The sequence below is a fragment of the Saccharospirillum alexandrii genome (genome assembly GCF_004000275.1).
Taxonomy (GTDB): Bacteria; Pseudomonadota; Gammaproteobacteria; order Pseudomonadales; family Natronospirillaceae; genus Saccharospirillum; species Saccharospirillum alexandrii.
Genome location: NZ_RCIP01000001.1, coordinates 48,779 through 66,700, shown reverse-complemented (window position 1 = coordinate 66,700; position 17,922 = coordinate 48,779). Strand labels below are relative to the sequence as shown.

The window sequence follows — 17,922 nt, the reverse complement described above, 5'->3', positions numbered from 1 at the left end:
TTTCGAGTCAGGCCGATTCGAGCCCGAACGACATCAGGCGCTTGTAACGGTTTTCGAGCAGGTCGTCCAGCGCCACTCCGCGCAGCTTATCAAGCTGGCCAATGAGTGCGTGGCGCAAATCGGCCGCCATGGCTTCGGGGTTGCGGTGCGCGCCGCCCAGAGGCTCTTTGATAACGGTGTCCACAAGGCCCAGTTCACGCAATTTTGGCGCGGTGATGCCCATGGCTTCGGCCGCATCGGAGGCCCGCTCCGCCGTCTTCCACAGAATGGAGGCACAGCCTTCCGGGGAAATCACCGAATAGGTGCTGTATTGCAGCATATTCAGATGATCGCAAACCCCGATCGCCAGCGCTCCGCCCGAGCCGCCCTCTCCAACAACCGTTGAAATGATCGGCGTTTTCAGGGACGACAGTTTCAACAAATTGTAGGCAATCGCCTCGCTCTGACCACGCTCTTCAGCGCCAATACCGGGGTAAGCGCCCGGGGTATCGATAAAGGTCAGTACCGGCATTTTGAACCGCTCTGCCATTTGCATCAGGCGCAGTGCCTTGCGATAGCCTTCAGGCTTGGGCATGCCGAAGTTGCGGCGCACTTTCTCTTTTACATCCCGGCCTTTCTGGTGACCAACCACCAGCACTGGCTCTTCATTCAGCCGCGCAACGCCAGATACAATGGCGGCATCGTCGCCGTAATGGCGGTCGCCGTGGAGCTCATCCCAGTCGGTAAAGATGTGATTGATGTAATCGAGCGTGTAGGGACGCTTGGGATGACGCGCCAGCTGGGAAATCTGCCAGGAGGTAAGGTTGGAAAAGATCTGCTCGGTCAGTTTGATCGACTGGGCGTTCAGCTTTTCGATTTCGCCTGAAATGTTGAGATCATTGCGGTTGCCAACCAGTCGCAATTCTTCAATTTTGGCAATCAGGTCTGCAATGGGTTGTTCAAATTCCAAGTAATCTGGATTCATGCTGTTTCCCTAGTGTGCCGTCAATGGTGTACTGCGTGCCCGCCAAGCGCCAAGTAAAGCAGGCTGGGCAGCAACGTCAACTGTCTATCAGGGCTGACCTTGCCATTCAGGACCGCCGTACACCCCGGGCGGTTCAATTCAATGATGCGATCAGCCTAAAGGGCCGACTGCCATTGAGCAAGCGTATCAAACCTTATTGAGCTTTGAACAAACGGAAACAATCAGCAGAATTACCGTTTACTAGGGACTCAAGATTCGGAGTTCACTCAGGAGACTAGCGGCGGGTGCCGGGTGTACCCCTGTGGGGTAGTCCGCAGCAGGGACGCTGCGGTCTAGGCTCCATGGACGGATCTACGCCGACCCCACAGGGGTATACCCGGTAGCCGCTGCGGGCCACCACCTCCCAAGTAACCCGAACTCCGGAACTTCAGCTACAGACGGTGCTCCGTACGACTGCCCGGGTCAGTCCTGATATCGAAACCGGTAGGCCGAATCCTCAAAGGTCTGTCGAATTCGGTGCAGCACCTCATCTTCCAATGGAATTCGATGCGCCGGATTCAGCCGCACCTGGCCCTGAGCCACGCGGGATTCGTATCTGATCCAAACTGGGGTGCCCTGCCCGTCTTCCAGGTCGCTGCGCACCAAATCGTTCAAGCGCTTGAGGAATTCCTGCGTTTGGGCTTCAGTGACCCGGAACTCAATGCCGCGAATCAGCTCCTGGCGTGCCTGGGCTAGGGTGTAGATGTTCTGTGCGCGGATTCGGGCCCGCTCGGCGTAATCGTCCCAGCCAATTTCGGCTTCGACGAAGATCACCTGATCGGGTTCCAACAATGGCTTGAAGCGCTGGTAGTCCTCACCGAACAGCGTCATTTCGATGCGTCCGGTCCGGTCGTCCAGCGAGACAATGGCCATGGTATCGCCGCGCTGGGTCTGGCGGGTGCGAACACCGAGCACCAGACCGGCCAGGGTTTTGGTCTGCTTGCGCAGGCGCCGCAGCTCTTCTGGCGGCATATCGAGCTCACCGAGGCGCATTGAGGCGATTTTGTTGACTTCCGACTCGTATTCGTCAATCGGGTGGCCGGTCAAATACAGGCCCAGCGTTTCTTTCTCACCCATCAGGCGCTCTTTCAGCGAATGCTGCATCACCTCTTCATAGGGCGCATAGGGCGCTTTCTGGCTTTCCACCTGCAGGTCGTTGAACAGGTCGATCATGCCGGCGGCCTGGTTGCTGGCCGACTGCTCGGCGGTACGCACCGCATCTTCCATGGCGGCCAGCAACATGGCCCGGTGCGGGGCAAGCCGGTCCAGTGCGCCGGCCTTGATCAGCGCTTCGATACAGCGCTTGTTTACCTTACGGCTGTCGACCCGCTCGCAAAAGTCGAACAGGTCGGTAAAGGGTCCGCCGTTCGATCGGGCGGCGACGATCGCCTCTACCGGGCCTTCGCCAACCCCCTTGATCGCCCCCAGCCCGTATATGATCTGATCGTTTTCGTTCACCGTGAACATGTAATCACCGGCGTTCACATCCGGCGGCAGCACGTCGATGCCCAGTTGCCGGCAGTCTTCGATGAAGATAACCACCTTATCGGTGTTATCCAGTTCCGACGACATGGTCGCGGCCATAAAAGCGGCCGGGTAATGGGCCTTGAGCCAGAGCGTCTGATAAGACACCAGAGCATAGGCTGCCGAGTGCGATTTGTTGAAGCCGTAACCAGCAAACTTTTCCACCAGATCAAAAATCTTGGTCGCCAGTTCCGCATCCACGCCTTTGGAGGCCGCACCAGCGGCGAAGACTTCACGCTGCTTGGCCATTTCCTCGGGCTTTTTCTTGCCCATCGCCCGGCGCAGCAAGTCGGCGCCGCCGAGCGTATAACCCGCCAGTTCCTGGGCGATCTGCATCACCTGCTCCTGATACAGAATGATGCCGTAGGTTGGCGCCAGAATCGGCTTCAGCCATTCATGCTGATACTGCGGATCCGGATAGGCCATTTCCTCGCGTTCGTGTTTCCGGTTGATGAAGTTATCCACCATGCCCGATTGCAGCGGGCCCGGCCGGAACAGGGCCACCAGAGCGATCATGTCTTCCAGACAGTCGGGCTTCAGCCGTTTAATCAGGTCTTTCATGCCGCGCGATTCAAGCTGGAACACCGCCGTGGTGTGAGCTTTCTGCAACAACTGAAATGAGGGTTCGTCATCGAGCGGAATGTGCGCGATGTCGATGGCGGGTTGACCCTTGGCGGCCAGTCTGGGGTTAATAATTTTCAGCGCCCAGTCGATGATGGTCAGAGTACGCAGACCGAGAAAGTCGAACTTGACCAGGCCAGCGGATTCCACGTCGTTTTTATCGTATTGGGTAACCAGGCCGGTACCGTCTTCTTCGCACAGCAAAGGCGAGAAATCGGTCAACTTGGTTGGCGCGATCACCACCCCCCCGGCATGTTTGCCGGTCTGGCGAGTTATGCCCTCGAGCTTGAGCGCCATCTCCCAGATTTCCATGCCTTCTTCGTCATCAGCCAGAAACTCCTTGAGCTCGGCGACATCGTCTATGGCCTTGGTCAGCGTCATACCCGGGTCGGCGGGAATCAGCTTGGAAATTCGGTCAGCCAGACCATAGGCCTTGCCCTGTACTCGGGCAACGTCTCGCACCACGGCCTTGGCAGCCAGGGTACCGAAAGTAACGATCTGGGAAACCGCCTGGCGGCCATACTGGTCGGCCACGTATTGAATAACGCGGTCGCGCTTTTCCATGCAGAAGTCGACGTCGAAGTCGGGCATCGATACCCGCTCCGGATTCAGGAACCGCTCGAACAGCAGATCGTATTCCAGCGGATCCAGGTCGGTAATATCGAGCGAATAGGCAACCAGTGAGCCGGCACCCGAACCCCGGCCCGGCCCAACCGGAATATCGTGCTCTTTGGCCCAGCGAATGAAGTCCATCACGATCAGAAAGTAGCCGGGAAAGCCCATCTGAATGATGATGTTTAGTTCGAATTCGAGTCGAGTGACGTATTCGGCGTGCTTGCTGGCGTACTCCGGATCATCCTGCTTCAGGCTGACCGCCAGGCGCCGCTCCAGGCCTTCAAAACTCAGTTGGCGGAAGTACTCATCCATGGTCATGCCATCGGGGATGGGATAATCCGGCAGGAAGTACTCGCCCAGTTTTACCGTTGTAGAACACCGCTCGGCAATCAACAGGCTGTTATCGATGGCTTCGGGCAAATCGGAGAAAAGTTTCGCCATTTCGTCGGCGCTTTTCAGGTATTGCTGATCGGAGTATCGGCGGGCGCGCTTCGGGTCGTCGACCGTCACACCATCGTTGATACAGACCCGGGCTTCATGGGCGTCGAAATCATCCTGAGTCAGAAACATGACATCGTTAGTGGCGACTACAGCGATATCCAGTTCGCGCGCCAGCAACAAGCTGCCCTGAACAATGACTTCATCCTGGTCACGCCCGGTGCGTTGCAGCTCCAGGTAATAACGATCGCCGAATACCGACTGCCAGTGCCGGGCCAGCTCCCCCGCAACATCCGCCTTGCCACGGCTCAGCGCCTCACCGACGTCACCAAAGCGACCACCGCTCAGCAGGATCAGGCCCTCGTTTTTCGCCTTAATCCACTCCGCTTTAATCACCGCGCGGTCCTGTACCTGGTGCGTCTGATAGGCGTCGGAAATCAACTCGGTCAGGTTACGGTAACCCTGGGCATTTTGTGACAGCACCGTCATCCGGAACGGCGCCGCCGCATCGGCCGGGTTCTCCACCCACAGGTCTGCCCCTAGCAAGGGCTTGATGCCCGCACCCAGCGCCGCATTGTAGAACTTGATCAGCCCGAAAAAGTTGGTGATGTCGGTAATCGCTACCGCCGGCATCCCCTGCTTGAGCGCAGCCTGCACCAACGCCTTGGGGCGAATCAGGCCGTCGACCAGTGAATATTCGGTATGAACTCTGAGATGTACAAATTGAGCGGGCACGCTGGGCTTTCTCCTTCTTGACCGGCCACCATGGTACTACTTGAAGCGGCCGGTTGGCAGGTACTGATGAGGGGAATTGTGTATTCAGGTTGAACGGTTTGTGGTGAGTATGGCCCTAACTGGCGCATAGCTGCGCCGGTGCGCGGCTATGACGCCGTGGGCCTTCAAAGCCGCCAAATGAACCGGCGTCGGGTAGCCTTTATGGCGGGCGAAGCCATACTCTGGGTAGCGCTGGTCGAGCTCGACCATTTCGGCATCCCGCTGGACTTTGGCGAGAATGGACGCCGCACCGATGGCAGGGATCAGGCTGTCGCCTTTGACGATGGCTTCCGCCGGGCAAGGCAGGCCTTTGGGCAGCTTGTTGCCATCGATCTGGCAGAATTCGGGTACCACCGATAGTCCAGCGACCGCCCTACTCATGGCCAGTAGACTCGCCTGTAAAATATTCAGTTCGTCAATTTCCGCGACACTGGCGCGGGCGATACACCAGCTCAGGGCCCGGGCTTTGATCTCTTCACTGAGCTGCTCCCGGCGTTTTGCCGTGAGCGCTTTGGAATCGGTGAGGCCTGCAATGGGTTTTTTCGGGTCCAGTATGACGGCGGCGGCTACGACATCGCCCGCCAGCGGCCCGCGTCCGACTTCATCGACACCCGCCACAAGGTCGGTAGCGCTCTGAAAAACCAGGCCTTGCTGTGTCATTCGGGTGAGAGCCCGGCGACGGCCAGCACCGCTTCGGCTGCCTGCTCATCGGCGCCTCGCGCCAATTGACGGTGCAGGAAACTGGAGCGCTGTTCAAACTGGTCTCGGTAGTCGGCGTCGGTGAGAATTTTTACAAGATCGGTTGCCAGGCGTTCAGGCGTCGCATCGTCCTGCAGCCTTTCCGGCACCCAGTCGCTCTGGGTCAGTATGTTGGGCAATGAGACCCAGCGTGTGGTCGCCATGGCACGCATTATCCGAAACGTAAGCGCCGTTAACCGGTAGGAAACCACCATGGGGCGTTTCAGCAGCATGGCTTCCAGCGCCGCCGTGCCGGAGGCCAACAAGACGCCGTCACTGGCGATCATGACATCGGTCGACTGACCCGCATAGAGCTGGATGTGCAGCCCATTGCCGTGCTGACGCACGGCCGCTTCAATCTGCTCCCGGCGAAACTCATTGGCCGCCGGTATGAGCACCGTGAGCGGGCCCAGCGATTTCTGGGCCAGAGTAGCCGCTTGCAGAAACAGCGGCGCCAAGCGCCCAACCTCACTGCCCCGGCTGCCCGGCAACACCGCCAGACACAGACCCTGCTCCGGAACACCCAGGCGTTGCCTCGCTGCCGACCGGTCGGGCTCCATCGGCAGCTGATCCGCCAAAGTATGGCCAACAAAGGTAACCGGCACCTGATGCTCTCGGTAAAAATCGGCTTCAAAAGGCAGCAAGGTCAGCATGTGATCAACACTGCGGCGGATTTTCTTGATGCGGCCCTGCCGCCAGGCCCAGACTGAAGGCGAAACGTAATGAACAGCCTTGATGCCGGCATCCCGCAACTGGCGCTCAAGTCCCAGGTTAAAATCGGGGGCATCAATGCCGATGAAGACGTCCGGTTGCCAGTGTATGCACCATTCCCGGTAAGCGGCCCGTATTCGGAACAATTCGCGCAGCCGGCCTACGACTTCAGTCAGCCCCATCACCGAGAGCCGTTCCATTGAAACGCGGCTGTCCAGCCCTTGGGCAATCATGCGCTCACCGCCGATACCCCCAAATTCAATATCAGGGTGGCGCGCGCGCAACGCGCGCATCAGACCGGCACCGAGAATATCGCCGCTGGCTTCACCGGCCAGCACGGCCACGCGCAAAGGCCGGGACATCAGCGCACAATACCCCGGCTAGCGGTTTCTATACTGCGCACGAACAACGCCACTTCCGGAAACTGCTCGGCAACCGGCGCCAGCTCAGCCAGTGCGGCCTTGGTGGTCTTGCTCTGGCGATAAACGGTTTTGTAAGCATTGCGCAGCGCTTTGATCGCCTCCGCAGAAAAGCCACGCCGACGCAGCCCTTCGGTGTTCATGCCATGGGGCGCAGCCGGATAACCCTGCACGGTCACAAAAGCCGGAACGTCTTTAAGCACCGTGGAACCGGCACCAATAAACGTATGCTCACCAATAGAGACAAATTGATGAACACCGGAATGCCCACCGACGATCGCGTAATCACCTACCTTTACGTGACCCGCCAAACCCGCAGAGTTGGCGAGAATCACATGATCTCCGACTATGACGTCATGGGCGACGTGAGTATAAGCCATCAACAGGCAATGGTTTCCTACTCGGGTCTCTCCCTTATCCTGAATGGTGCCGCGATGCAGAGTGGCACCTTCACGAATGGTGTTGTGATCACCGATGATCAGCCGAGTAGGCTCACCCTTGTATTTGAGGTCCTGACACGCCTCACCCACGCTGGCAAACTGGAAGATTTTATTGTGTCGTCCAATAGTCGTTGGTCCGTTGATGACCACATGCGGACCAATCCAGCAACCTTCGCCTATCTCAACATCCGGGCCAATAACGGTGAACGGGCCAATACTGGCTCCATCAGCAATGCGTGCTTTTTGATCGACCAGTGCAGTAGGGTGAATCACGACGTTGCCTTCCGCTCAGCACACACAATATCGGCAGTGGCCGCTAACTGACCGCCCACTTCCGCCCGACAGTTGAACTTAAAAATACCGCGACGTTCAGACACCAGCGTACTGAACAGATCCAGCCGGTCGCCGGGCACAACCTGCCGCTTGAATTTAACGTTATCGAGCCCGGCAAACAAATACAGATACCCTTCACTCGGACGGTTACCGGATGTCGCAAACCCCAGAATAGCCGAAACCTGAGCCATAGCCTCACACATCAGCACACCCGGAAAGATGGACTGTCCCGGGAAGTGTCCGTTGAATAACTCTTCATTGCCCGTGACATTCTTGAACCCGGCAATGGCTTCACCCGGGGTCAGTTCGGTAATGCGGTCAACCAGCAAGAACGGGTACCGGTGCGGCAAAAATTGCTTAATGGCTTCATGATCCAGGGGCAGTTCAATGCTCATTCCGAGTCCTCAGATTCCGGAGCGACGGGCTGCGTTGCCAGCGCCTTCTCCAATGACTTCAATCGTTGTTCATACTGGTCTAACTGGCGCAGGCGCGCAACGGTACGACGCCATTCCCGACTGGCCTGCGCTGGCCAGCCCGAGGAATAGACGCCGGCCTCTTTAATGCTTTTGGTCACCATGGCCTGGCCGGTAAAATGCGTGCCGTCGGCAATGTCAATATGGCCTGCAAACCCGGCCTGGCCACCGACGGTACAACCAGCACCCAGCGTGGTACTGCCAGCAATGCCCACTTGCCCGGCCAGTGCTGTCGCCTTGCCGATCACAACGTTGTGTGCAACCTGAACCAGGTTGTCGATAATGACATCGTCTTCAATGCAAGTATCATCAATGGCTCCCCGATCGATGGTCACATTGGCACCGATATCGACCCGATTGCCAATGCGCACCTTACCCAACTGGGCAATGCGCTGCCACTGACCCTGGTCGGGTGCAAACCCGAAGCCATCCGAGCCGATGACCGTTCCTGGTTGAACCCGGCAATCATCGCCCATCACCACTCCGTGACACAGCGTAACGTTCGCCATAATCCGGGTGTTCCGGCCAATCCGAACACCGGCATCGAGTACCGCCCCCGCACCGATCTGACTGCCTTCGCCTATGCTCACGCCAGAGCCGATGATCGCACCGGGGCCAATGGTTACCCCTGCGCCTATCACCGCATCCTCAGCCACCACAGCATTGACGTCTATATGGCCGGTCGGTGCCGGCTCGCGGCTGAAGTAGTGGGATACACGGGCATAGCTAAGGTAAGGGTCGGCCACCAAAATCAGGGCAGCCGCTCCCGGAGCCTGCTCGGCCATATCCGGTTTCAGAACGATGGCCGTGGCCTGGCTGTCTGGCAGCTCTGCCAGATACTGCAGGGATGCCAGGAACGTCAGGCTCCCGGACTGGGCCTTATCCAGAGCAGATACTCGCTCCAGAGGCATATCCCAGGCCTGTTCATTGCCGCCCAGCTGCGCATCGAGCTGGTCAGCCAACTGTCGGGCTGTGATCATCCGTATGACTCGTCAGCTTGTTATTGCGCCTGGTACAGCGCATTGAATTCTTCCAGCACCGCTTCGGTAATATCGAGCGAATTACGATGATAGACCACGGCGCCTTTGTCCAGGATCACGTCGTATTCCTGGCCGTCAACGGCGGCTTCTATCGCCTGGGCCATCATTGGCTGATACCGTTCGATAAAAGCATTGCGACGCTCGCCCTGCACTTGCTGCAGCTGTCGCACCAGTTGGTCGCGCTGGCGTGCTCGCTGCTGCAGTTCGTTTTCGAGTTCCGACAACTCATCTTCGGTCATGATGTCGGCATCGGTCCGGGCCCGGCTCTGCAATTGCTGGATCGCCTGCCCCAGCGTTTGCACTTGCTGTTCTTCCTGTTCGAACTCGCGTTTTAAATCGGCCGTTGCATCCTGGGCGGCATCGCTGTTGAACAGCACATAATTCTGGTCCAGCAGAGCCACTTCCGTCGCCTGAACAGAGGCGGTCATGCCAATGGCAATCAGTGCGAAGGCTATTCGGCTCAGCCAGCCAGGTTCAAGTGACCGACCAGTCGCTTTGGTCCGGGCAATGCGTTGTGCTGAAGTCTTCATACTCTCTCCTTCGGTTCGAGTGGTGCAATACCAACCTGCCAATCACGCAGCAGGTCATTGTAGTGTGAACGGCCAGTCCTAGTTAGTGGGCTCAACCGCTTGCCTTTTCAACCAGCCTGACCTCAGTAACCGATGCCAATGGTAAAGGCGAAGTTCTTTTCCAGATCCCCATCGCGCGCATTCAGCGGCCAGGCGTAACTGAAACTCAACGGTGCAATCGGCGTGATCCAGGTAATATCAACCCCCGCCGCGTATCGCAGGTCGGACAAGTCCACACCATTGGTGCAGTTTGCATTGCCGGCTCGACATTCATCGGAATAGACATTGCCACCGTCAATAAACAGCGACGCTCTGAAGGCATCCTGGTTCTGTACAAACGGCATGGGTATCAGCAACTCGGCGCCGTACTCGATCTTAATGTTTCCACCAATGGGCGATGGGTCGTCCAGCGGATCACTATTCCCATCCAGATTGGGCGTGCTCAGCGGCCCCAACGACCCATACTGATAACCACGGACCGACCGGACACCTCCGGAATAAAAATGCTTGTAAAAGGGCAGCCGGTCAGCATCGCCATAACCGCTGCCATAGCCAACGTCCGAGTGTAGACGAATACTGTACTGATCGTTGACCGGAAAGTACTGCTCTGCACTGCCTGTCAAACGATAGTAAGTCAGATCACCCAGTGGCGTGGCTACTTCACCCGACAAGGTCAGTTGGCGACCCCGATTGGCCTTGAAGGTGCCGTTCAGGCTGTTGAGGTTCCAGGTCAGACGGGTATCGATGATTTCATAGTCAGTGCCGTTGTTGTCGCGGAAATCCGTCATTTCCTGGGGGGCACTATCACTGAGAAACAATTCATCCTGGCTGTAGCCAACACCGTAGGTAATTCGCTGATTTTCAGACAGCGGGTAGCCCAGTCGCAACCGGCCACCGGCGGTATTGGTCGCATAGGTTCTGAAGGTTTGTTCACTGAAATCGGTACGGCGGTAATACAGGTCAATACCGCGACTGACCCCGTAAATTGTGAAATACGGGTCTTCGAACGACAGATTGTAGTTTTGCTCGGCGTTGTTCACCGTTACCGAGGCTGAAAAATCGTAGCCTTTACCCTGAAAGTTCTTTTGCTCAACCTTGGCTTCGGTAAAAAAGCCGCTCTGATCCGAGTAACCGATGGAACCGGTTATCTGACTGTTGGTGGTTTCTTCAACGGTCACGATCAGATCGACCAGGTCATCCCGGCCTTCGATGCGCTGGGTCCGAATATCGACCTGGCTGAAATAACCCAGCCGCTCCAGGCGCTGGCGCGACCGCCGAATGTTACTGTTGATGACCAGTGCCCGTTCTAGTTGCCGCATTTCACGGCGGATGACTTCGTCATTGGTTTCCGAGTTGCCTCGAATCTCAATTCGATTCACATACACAGGTTTGCCTGGAATGACGCTGAGTGTGACATCCACGGCTCGGGCATCCCGATCGGGATCGAGTTCGCTGTTGACCTCGGCGAAGGCATAGCCCTGATCTCCGAGCACATCGTTCATTCGTGACGACAGATCGCTGATCACAACGCGGGAATAGACATCCCCTTCCCGGACGTCGATCAGCGCTTCAAGCTCATCACCCAAGTCGACCAGATCGCCGGTCAGCGACAGCCCCGACACCCGGTAGGGCTCACCTTCAAACACGTTAAGCACCAGGGTGATGTCGGCTTTGTTGTCCGAGATTGAAACCTGGTGGGACTCCAGCCGGAAATCCAGGTAACCCCGATCAAGATAGTAATCTTCCAGGCGCGCCAGATCGCCCGTCAGTTGGGCTTGTCCAAAGCGATTTCGGCGTGCAATAAACTGAAACGGGTATCGCTTGCTGGTTTCACGCAAACGCAGTGCTGCCTGCAACTCGTCGTCGGTGAAGACCGAGTTACCAGTAATTTCGATGTGGTTGATCTTCGCCACCGGCCCTTCGCTGATGACCAGTTCAACGTCGACCCGGTTCAGCGACAGCGGCGTCACCTCTGGCACTACCGTGGCGTTATAACGGCCCTGAATGCTGTACTGGCGCTCCAACTCCAGCTCAATGCCCTCAAGCAGTGACTGGTTGAAAATCTCACCTTCTTCCAATCCGACGTTCGACATGACGCGCTCCAGCGTCTCAGTCGGAATCACCTTGTTGCCGGAAAAATCGACACTGTTGATCGCCGGGCGTTCAGTCACTTCAAAGACCAGTGTGCCGCCATCGCGCAGCACCTGCACATCACTGAAATAGCCGGTGCTGTAAACCGCACGTAACCAGTCGTNCGTCGGCAGCGTCAGAATCAACCTGATCGCCTTCCTGAATGGGTAGCGCCTGCAAGACCGACCCCAGCGATACCCGCTGCAGGCCGTTGACGGTCAGGGCATCAACCCGAAACGGTTCCGCCATGGCACCTGCACTGAACATCAGCGCCAGGGCTGCCGCGACAACAAATCTCATAGTTACTCCTGTTCGTTAAAATCGGGACTGTCGGGGCAGCAGCCGGGACAGGCACGTCGACCGATCACTGACCGTTATAACCGGCCGATATCATTTACAAACGCCAATACCATCAGCCCGACAATCAGCATCAGGCCAATTTGAGACCCTATCACCTGCAAACGTTCCGACAGGGGCTTGCCACGCATCCATTCGACCGCATACATCACGATATGCCCGCCATCCAAAATCGGGATGGGTAATAGATTGACCACCCCGAGACTGATGCTGATGAACGCCAGAAAGCGAATGAAGCTTTCGGCGCCGCCCTGAACCGAATCACCGGCCATCTGCGCCATGGAAATGGGACCGCCAATTTGCTCAACCGACACCAGGCCCGTCACCATCTTGCCCAGCATGGCAAAGCTGAGCCCGACCATTTCAGCGGTGTCCTGCAAGCCGAGCCAGATGCCGGTCCATGGCCATTCGCGCTGGACGATAATCTGTTCTTCCGGCCAGGGGGTGGGCGCGGCGATAGCGCCGATGTAGCCCTGGCTTTGGCCTTCAACGTCACGCTCAGCGGGTGTGACTGTCAGTGTTTGCCGGGCCTGATCACGCTCCAACACCACGGACAAGGGTCGGCCGCCATTGGGCTGAATAATAGCGACCCAGTCCACCCAATTTTCAATCATTTGACCATTGACCGAAATAATCCGGTCTCCGCCCTGCAAACCAGCAGCCTCCGCCGCTCCACCCGGAACCACCTGACCAATCATTGCTGGCGTTTCAGGGCGACTGGGATACAGCCCCAGGCTGGCCATGGGATTGGGTTCGCTGTCGCGGGCCATCCACTGACTAATCGGCACCGCCAGCTCTTGCAGTTGCCCGTCCCGGCGCACGGTCAGCTCAATGGTGCCACTGTCGCCGACACGCCGGGCCAGCGCGAGATTGATATCGGTCCAGTTGTCAACGTTACGACCATCAACCTGCTCAATAACGTCACCACGCTGCACACCGGCTTCCGCCGCAGGTGTTTGCGCCGGCGGTGTATCGGCCCAGGGGGCAAGCCCCTGGACACCAATACTGTACAACAGAGCAAAGGCAAGAATGGCGAACAAAAAGTTGGCGATGGGCCCGGCCGATGCGACGGCAATGCGCTGAGCTGGCGTCTTACGGGTAAAAGCCTGGTCGAGTTCGGCGTCATCTACCGGACCTTCCCGCTCATCAAGCATTTTCACGTAGCCACCCAGCGGAATCCAGGCGATCACAAATTCGGTGCCATGGCGGTCGTACCAGCGGTACAACGGCTGACCAAACCCCACCGAGAAACGTAATACCCGAATGCCATTGCGACGGGCCACCCAGAAATGGCCGTATTCATGCACGGTCACCAGAATACCCAAAGCCACCAGAATACCGAGAATATTGGTCAGAATCGCCATCATGTTCGTGCCTCTATCGCGGCCTTCGCCAGTGTTCTGGCGCGCGCGTCAATACCCAGCAATTGCTCAACCGACTCCGCGGGTTCGTGAGCCAGTTGGTTGAGCACCTGTTCATTAATGTGGGCGATTTGGGGAAATGACAGGCGCCGTTGCAAGAAGGCTTCAACGCTGATTTCATTGGCCGCATTCAACACCGCCGGGCAGGTTCCGCCAACGGCGATGGCCTCTTCAGCCAGGCGCAGGCAGGGAAACCGGGCCCGGTCGGGCTGATCAAAACTAAGCCCCAGCTGGGCCGTAAACTCAAGGGCGGCACTGCCACTGTCTATACGATCCGGATAGGCCAGTCCGAACGCGATGGGGGTGCGCATGTCAGGCGAACCCAGTTGCGCGATCACCGAGCCGTCGATGTAACGCACCATGGAGTGAATGACACTCTGTGGGTGCACCACGACCTCAACATCAGCCGGTTGCAAATCGAACAGCCAGCACGCTTCGATCAGTTCCAGCCCCTTGTTCATCAGGGTGGCGGAATCGACCGAGATTTTCTGTCCCATGGACCAGTTTGGATGTGCCACCGCCTGCTCGGGCGTCACCTGCTCCAGCTGCCCGGCGGTAAAGTTCAAAAAGGGGCCACCGGAGGCCGTCAGCAAAACGGATGCAACCCCCTGACGCCGGTGCTCACCGGGCATGCATTGGAAAATGGCATTGTGTTCGCTATCGATGGGCAGTAATTCGGCACCGGACCGCTTCACCGCCGACATCAGCAGGTCACCCGCTACCACCAGGCTCTCTTTATTGGCCAGCAGCAATCGCTTGCCCGCCCGAGCTGCCGCCAGTGAGGACAACAAACCGGCAGAACCGACAATGGCTGCCATCACCACCTGGACATCCGGATGCTCGGCCATGGCTTCCAGTGCGGTAGTACCGACCAGTATTTCAGTACTGGTATCAGACAGACGATCCATCAGCGCCCGTTGGCCATTAATATCAGCCACCACGGCATAACGTGGCCGGTGCTGTTCAATCTGGCGGGCCAGTAATTCAATGTTGCGGTGACCGGACAACGCAAAGACCCCAAATCGATCCGGGTGGCGGGCGATAACATCCAGGGTATTGCAGCCAACGGACCCGGTGGATCCAAGCACGGTCACCCATTGGCGGGGCGCGGAGGTGGGTTCTGAAACGCCGATTGAGGTGGTCATAGCTAGAGGATCACCGCCAGCAAGAGCACGCAAAACATCGGCGTGGCAGCACAAAGACTGTCGATCCGGTCCAGAATGCCACCATGCCCCGGCAACAGGCCAGAACTGTCTTTGACGCCCCGGTAGCGTTTAAGCAGGCTTTCGAACAGATCACCCAAAACGGATATGGCTACCACCAGCGCGCTGATGATCAATAACAGCAACCATTGCACCGGTGTCAGGCCGGGCAGAAAGATAATCGCCATTGCGGCGGACAGAACGACCGATGTAGCCATGCCGCCGTAGACGCCGGCCCAGGTTTTACCCGGACTTACCGAGGGCGCCAGTTTGCGATTGCCGAACGCCTTGCCGGCAAAATAAGCACCGATGTCTGCACCCCAGACCAGCAGCATCAGCCAGGTCAGCACCAGATTGGCGTTCGGCTGACCTTTCAGCACATTCAACCCAAGCCAGAGCGGCAGCAACACCGGCAACGCCATCAAAAGACGTACCCACCGGTGCTGAATCCAGCTCTGGCTGGCTGGGTAGCGCACCACCATGACCAGCGCAAACAGCCACCACAGCAGCGACCATAACGTCAATTGCAACCAGGTCAGGGTGGTTCGGGTCTGCAGCCACCATAGCAAGCCAAGCGCTGCCGCCGTAAGTGCCGCCATGCCTAGGCGGGTGGTCAACCGCTGAAAACCGGCCAGATTGGCCCATTCCCAGGCCCCCAAAACAACAATGGCGCCAATGAAGGCGGCAAATCCGGTCTCCGGCAGCCAGTAAATGCAGGCCAGCATCAGCGGGGCCAGTACCAGCGCGGTCAACACGCGTGTGATCAGCATAATCAGGAAGTCACTCTTTGTTCCAGTTGCTCGTCAGTTCGGCCAAACCGGCGCACCCGACCGGCGAAACTGGCGAAGGCTCGCTGCAACGATTTTTTGTTGAAATCCGGCCAGAACTCATCGGTGAAATAGAATTCGGTATAGGCGAACTGCCAGAGCAGGAAGTTTGAGATGCGCTGCTCGCCAGCCGTTCGAATGCACAGATCCGGCGGTGGCAAATCACCCAGTGCGACCCGGGCCTGCATGGCCGCTTCGGTCACGTCATCCGGCGTCAGCCTGCCACAGGCCACATCACGGGCCAGACTTCTGGCGGCCTGGGTAATGTCCCAGTGCCCGCCATAATTGGCCGCAATCACCAGCGTCATGCCGGTGTTATTGACGGTCAGTGCCTCCGAGCGCGCAATGGCCGCCTGAATGGCCGCGCTGAAGCCGGTCTTGTCGCCAATGATGCGTAATTTCAAATTATTCTCGTGCAGCTTCTTTACTTCACGGTTCAACGCCATCAGGAACAACTCCATCAGGGCGTTTACCTCGTCTCGGGGGCGGCGCCAGTTCTCGGAACTGAAGGCGTACAGCGTCAACACCTCGACCCCCGCCCTGGCGCTGTGCTCAACGACGGTTCTCACCGCCTTGGCACCAGCTTTATGCCCTGAAATACCGCCCAGCAATCGTTTTTTTGCCCAGCGATTGTTTCCATCCATGATAATGGCCACATGGCGAGGAACAGAACTGTCTCCTGCTGAGTGTGCTGTGGTCATAATTGTCCTTTACTGAATCAGGGCGGCGTTTGCGGATGTCGATTCGCGAGCAACCATCCTGAATCTGGCTGTTCATTTCAGCGGCGACGGCACTCTCTTATTGTTTGTGCTACGCCGTCCCTACAAAAAACAAAGGCAACATGGGGGTCCCATGCTGCCTGAGTCAAGGTCCCGTAACGGTATTAAACCGTCATCAGTTCCTTTTCCTTGCTGGCCAGGTGCGCCTCGACCTGAGCGGTCGCGGCATCGGTCAGCTTCTGGATCTCATCTTCGGCGCCGCGGCCTTCATCTTCGGACAGTTCTTTCTCTTTAACCAGTTCCTTGATGGTGGCGTTGGCATCGCGGCGACCACTGCGGATCGACACGCGTGCTTTCTCGGCTTCAGCGCGGGCGACCTTGATCATGTCCTTGCGCGACTCTTCCGTCAGCGCCGGCATGACCACGCGAATTTTGTCGCCGGACGTCGCCGGGTTCAGCCCCAGATCGGCCTTCATGATGCCACGTTCGATTTCCGGCACCAGATTTTTCTCCCAGGGCACAATCGCCAGGGTACGGCCATCTTCAACGTTGATGTTCGCCACCTGCTTCAGTTGGGTGGGCGTACCGTAGTAGTTGACCATGACGCTGTCGAGAATGGCAGGGTTGGCGCGGCCGGTGCGAATCTTGTTGAAGCCGTCATCCAGTGCGCCAATCGCCCTGCGGTTGTGCGCCTCAACTTCTTTCTTAATGTCTTCGATCATGCAGTTATATCCTCTACCATCAGCGTTCCTTCATTACCGCCTACCATCAGCGATATCAACGCTCCCGGTTTGTTCATATTAAAGACCCGGACCGGCATTTTATGGTCCCGCACCAGACAAACAGCGGTCAAATCCATCACACCCAACTGTTTCTCCAGTGCCTCGTCATACGTCAGACGGTCATATTTTACCGCATCCGGATTGGTTCGGGGATCATCATTATACACGCCGTCGACGTTCGTTGCCTTGAGTACCAGATCTGCTTCGATTTCGATGCCTCGCAGGCAGGCGGCCGAGTCGGTGGTGAAGAAGGGGTTGCCCGTGCCAGCGGCAAAAATAACGACATCTCCCTGGGTCAGATAGCGAATGGCGCTGCGCCGGTCGTAGTGCTCTACAATACCGGACATGGGAATGGCCGACATCACCCGGCTGCGAATGTTGGAGCGCTCCAGTGCATCCCGCATGGCCAGAGCATTCATAACCGTCGCCAGCATACCCATATGGTCGCCGGTTACCCGGTCCAACCCGGCTTCATTAAGGGCCTTGCCGCGAAACAGATTGCCACCGCCGATCACCAGCCCTACCTGCACCCCAATACCCACCAGCTGACCGATCTCCAATGCCATTCGGTCCAGCACTTTGGGGTCAATCCCGAAGCCCTGTTCGCCGGACAGCGCTTCACCACTGAGTTTGAGTAGAATGCGCTTATGGCGCGGGTGGGGGTCTTTCGTGGGCATGGTCATCTCCTAAACTGGGTCGCTGGTATCGGCTACCGGGGGACGTTAACTCCGCGCCGCTACTGTGCGACGCGAGCGTCGCCGGTGCAAGCGGGATTCGCGTAAACAG

The 17,922-nt window shown here is 57.7% G+C and carries 15 protein-coding genes; all 15 read right to left on the bottom strand.

The window, feature by feature from the left end:
• Positions 1-7 precede the first annotated feature (7 nt).
• Positions 8-964 (bottom strand): acetyl-CoA carboxylase carboxyl transferase subunit alpha, encoded by a 957-nt coding sequence (gene accA, locus EP166_RS00310; RefSeq protein WP_127554840.1) that lies wholly within the window; start codon positions 962-964, stop codon positions 8-10.
• Between the two features lie 462 nt (positions 965-1,426).
• Positions 1,427-4,936 (bottom strand): DNA polymerase III subunit alpha, encoded by a 3,510-nt coding sequence (gene dnaE, locus EP166_RS00305; RefSeq protein WP_127554839.1) that lies wholly within the window; start codon positions 4,934-4,936, stop codon positions 1,427-1,429.
• Between the two features lie 84 nt (positions 4,937-5,020).
• A complete protein-coding gene (gene rnhB / locus EP166_RS00300) occupies positions 5,021-5,635 on the bottom strand; it encodes a ribonuclease HII (protein WP_127554838.1) in 615 nt (204 codons plus the stop codon).
• Positions 5,632-6,786: a lipid-A-disaccharide synthase gene (gene lpxB, locus EP166_RS00295; protein WP_127554837.1), complete on the bottom strand. Its 1,155-nt coding sequence runs from the start codon at positions 6,784-6,786 to the stop codon at positions 5,632-5,634. The genes rnhB and lpxB overlap by 4 nt, the downstream gene beginning before the upstream one ends.
• Positions 6,786-7,556: an acyl-ACP--UDP-N-acetylglucosamine O-acyltransferase gene (lpxA, locus tag EP166_RS00290; RefSeq protein WP_127554836.1), complete on the bottom strand. Its 771-nt coding sequence runs from the start codon at positions 7,554-7,556 to the stop codon at positions 6,786-6,788. The genes lpxB and lpxA overlap by 1 nt, the downstream gene beginning before the upstream one ends.
• Complete coding sequence (gene fabZ, locus EP166_RS00285) at positions 7,553-8,011, bottom strand: 3-hydroxyacyl-ACP dehydratase FabZ (RefSeq protein ID WP_127554835.1); 459 nt, start codon at positions 8,009-8,011, stop codon at positions 7,553-7,555. The genes lpxA and fabZ overlap by 4 nt, the downstream gene beginning before the upstream one ends.
• Positions 8,008-9,069, bottom strand: coding sequence for a UDP-3-O-(3-hydroxymyristoyl)glucosamine N-acyltransferase (gene lpxD / locus EP166_RS00280; RefSeq protein WP_127554834.1), 1,062 nt, complete (start codon positions 9,067-9,069; stop codon positions 8,008-8,010). The genes fabZ and lpxD overlap by 4 nt, the downstream gene beginning before the upstream one ends.
• Before the next feature lie 20 nt (positions 9,070-9,089).
• A complete protein-coding gene (locus tag EP166_RS00275) occupies positions 9,090-9,659 on the bottom strand; it encodes an OmpH/Skp family outer membrane protein (protein WP_127554833.1) in 570 nt (189 codons plus the stop codon).
• 122 nt (positions 9,660-9,781) lie between these two features.
• The gene (gene bamA / locus EP166_RS00270; RefSeq protein WP_425470005.1) at positions 9,782-11,902 is read right to left on the bottom strand and encodes an outer membrane protein assembly factor BamA; all 2,121 of its coding nucleotides are present in this window, start codon (positions 11,900-11,902) and stop codon (positions 9,782-9,784) included.
• A gap of 300 nt (positions 11,903-12,202) precedes the next feature.
• Positions 12,203-13,552, bottom strand: coding sequence for an RIP metalloprotease RseP (gene rseP, locus EP166_RS00260; protein WP_246026186.1), 1,350 nt, complete (start codon positions 13,550-13,552; stop codon positions 12,203-12,205).
• Positions 13,549-14,751, bottom strand: a complete 1,203-nt coding sequence (gene ispC / locus EP166_RS00255) for a 1-deoxy-D-xylulose-5-phosphate reductoisomerase (RefSeq protein WP_127554830.1) — start codon at positions 14,749-14,751, stop codon at positions 13,549-13,551. The genes rseP and ispC overlap by 4 nt, the downstream gene beginning before the upstream one ends.
• A 2-nt stretch (positions 14,752-14,753) precedes the next feature.
• Positions 14,754-15,578 (bottom strand): phosphatidate cytidylyltransferase, encoded by an 825-nt coding sequence (locus EP166_RS00250; protein ID WP_127554829.1) that lies wholly within the window; start codon positions 15,576-15,578, stop codon positions 14,754-14,756.
• 2 nt (positions 15,579-15,580) lie between these two features.
• The gene (uppS, locus tag EP166_RS00245; protein ID WP_127554828.1) at positions 15,581-16,336 is read right to left on the bottom strand and encodes a polyprenyl diphosphate synthase; all 756 of its coding nucleotides are present in this window, start codon (positions 16,334-16,336) and stop codon (positions 15,581-15,583) included.
• A 182-nt stretch (positions 16,337-16,518) separates the two neighbouring features.
• Positions 16,519-17,076 carry a ribosome recycling factor gene (gene frr, locus EP166_RS00240; RefSeq protein ID WP_127554827.1) on the bottom strand — a complete coding sequence of 186 codons (558 nt, stop codon included), beginning with the start codon at positions 17,074-17,076 and terminating at the stop codon, positions 16,519-16,521.
• On the bottom strand, positions 17,073-17,813 hold the full coding sequence (gene pyrH, locus EP166_RS00235; protein WP_181952696.1) for a UMP kinase: 741 nt from the start codon (positions 17,811-17,813) through the stop codon (positions 17,073-17,075). Before pyrH ends, frr begins: the two co-directional genes overlap by 4 nt.
• Positions 17,814-17,922: the final 109 nt, after the last annotated feature.

Bases quoted from the DNA above. Each gene is read 5' to 3' on its own strand.
- EP166_RS00275 (WP_127554833.1), bottom strand. From the start codon at position 9,659: ATGAAGACTTCAGCACAACGCATTGCCCGGACCAAAGCGACTGGTCGG.
- rnhB (WP_127554838.1), bottom strand. From the start codon at position 5,635: ATGACACAGCAAGGCCTGGTTTTTCAGAGCGCTACCGACCTTGTGGCG.
- EP166_RS00250 (WP_127554829.1), bottom strand. From the start codon at position 15,578: ATGCTGATCACACGCGTGTTGACCGCGCTGGTACTGGCCCCGCTGATG.
- lpxD (WP_127554834.1), bottom strand. From the start codon at position 9,069: ATGATCACAGCCCGACAGTTGGCTGACCAGCTCGATGCGCAGCTGGGC.
- frr (WP_127554827.1), bottom strand. From the start codon at position 17,076: ATGATCGAAGACATTAAGAAAGAAGTTGAGGCGCACAACCGCAGGGCG.
- lpxB (WP_127554837.1), bottom strand. From the start codon at position 6,786: ATGTCCCGGCCTTTGCGCGTGGCCGTGCTGGCCGGTGAAGCCAGCGGC.
- fabZ (WP_127554835.1), bottom strand. From the start codon at position 8,011: ATGAGCATTGAACTGCCCCTGGATCATGAAGCCATTAAGCAATTTTTG.
- uppS (WP_127554828.1), bottom strand. From the start codon at position 16,336: ATGACCACAGCACACTCAGCAGGAGACAGTTCTGTTCCTCGCCATGTG.
- accA (WP_127554840.1), bottom strand. From the start codon at position 964: ATGAATCCAGATTACTTGGAATTTGAACAACCCATTGCAGACCTGATT.
- rseP (WP_246026186.1), bottom strand. From the start codon at position 13,552: ATGATGGCGATTCTGACCAATATTCTCGGTATTCTGGTGGCTTTGGGT.
- ispC (WP_127554830.1), bottom strand. From the start codon at position 14,751: ATGACCACCTCAATCGGCGTTTCAGAACCCACCTCCGCGCCCCGCCAA.
- pyrH (WP_181952696.1), bottom strand. From the start codon at position 17,813: ATGCCCACGAAAGACCCCCACCCGCGCCATAAGCGCATTCTACTCAAA.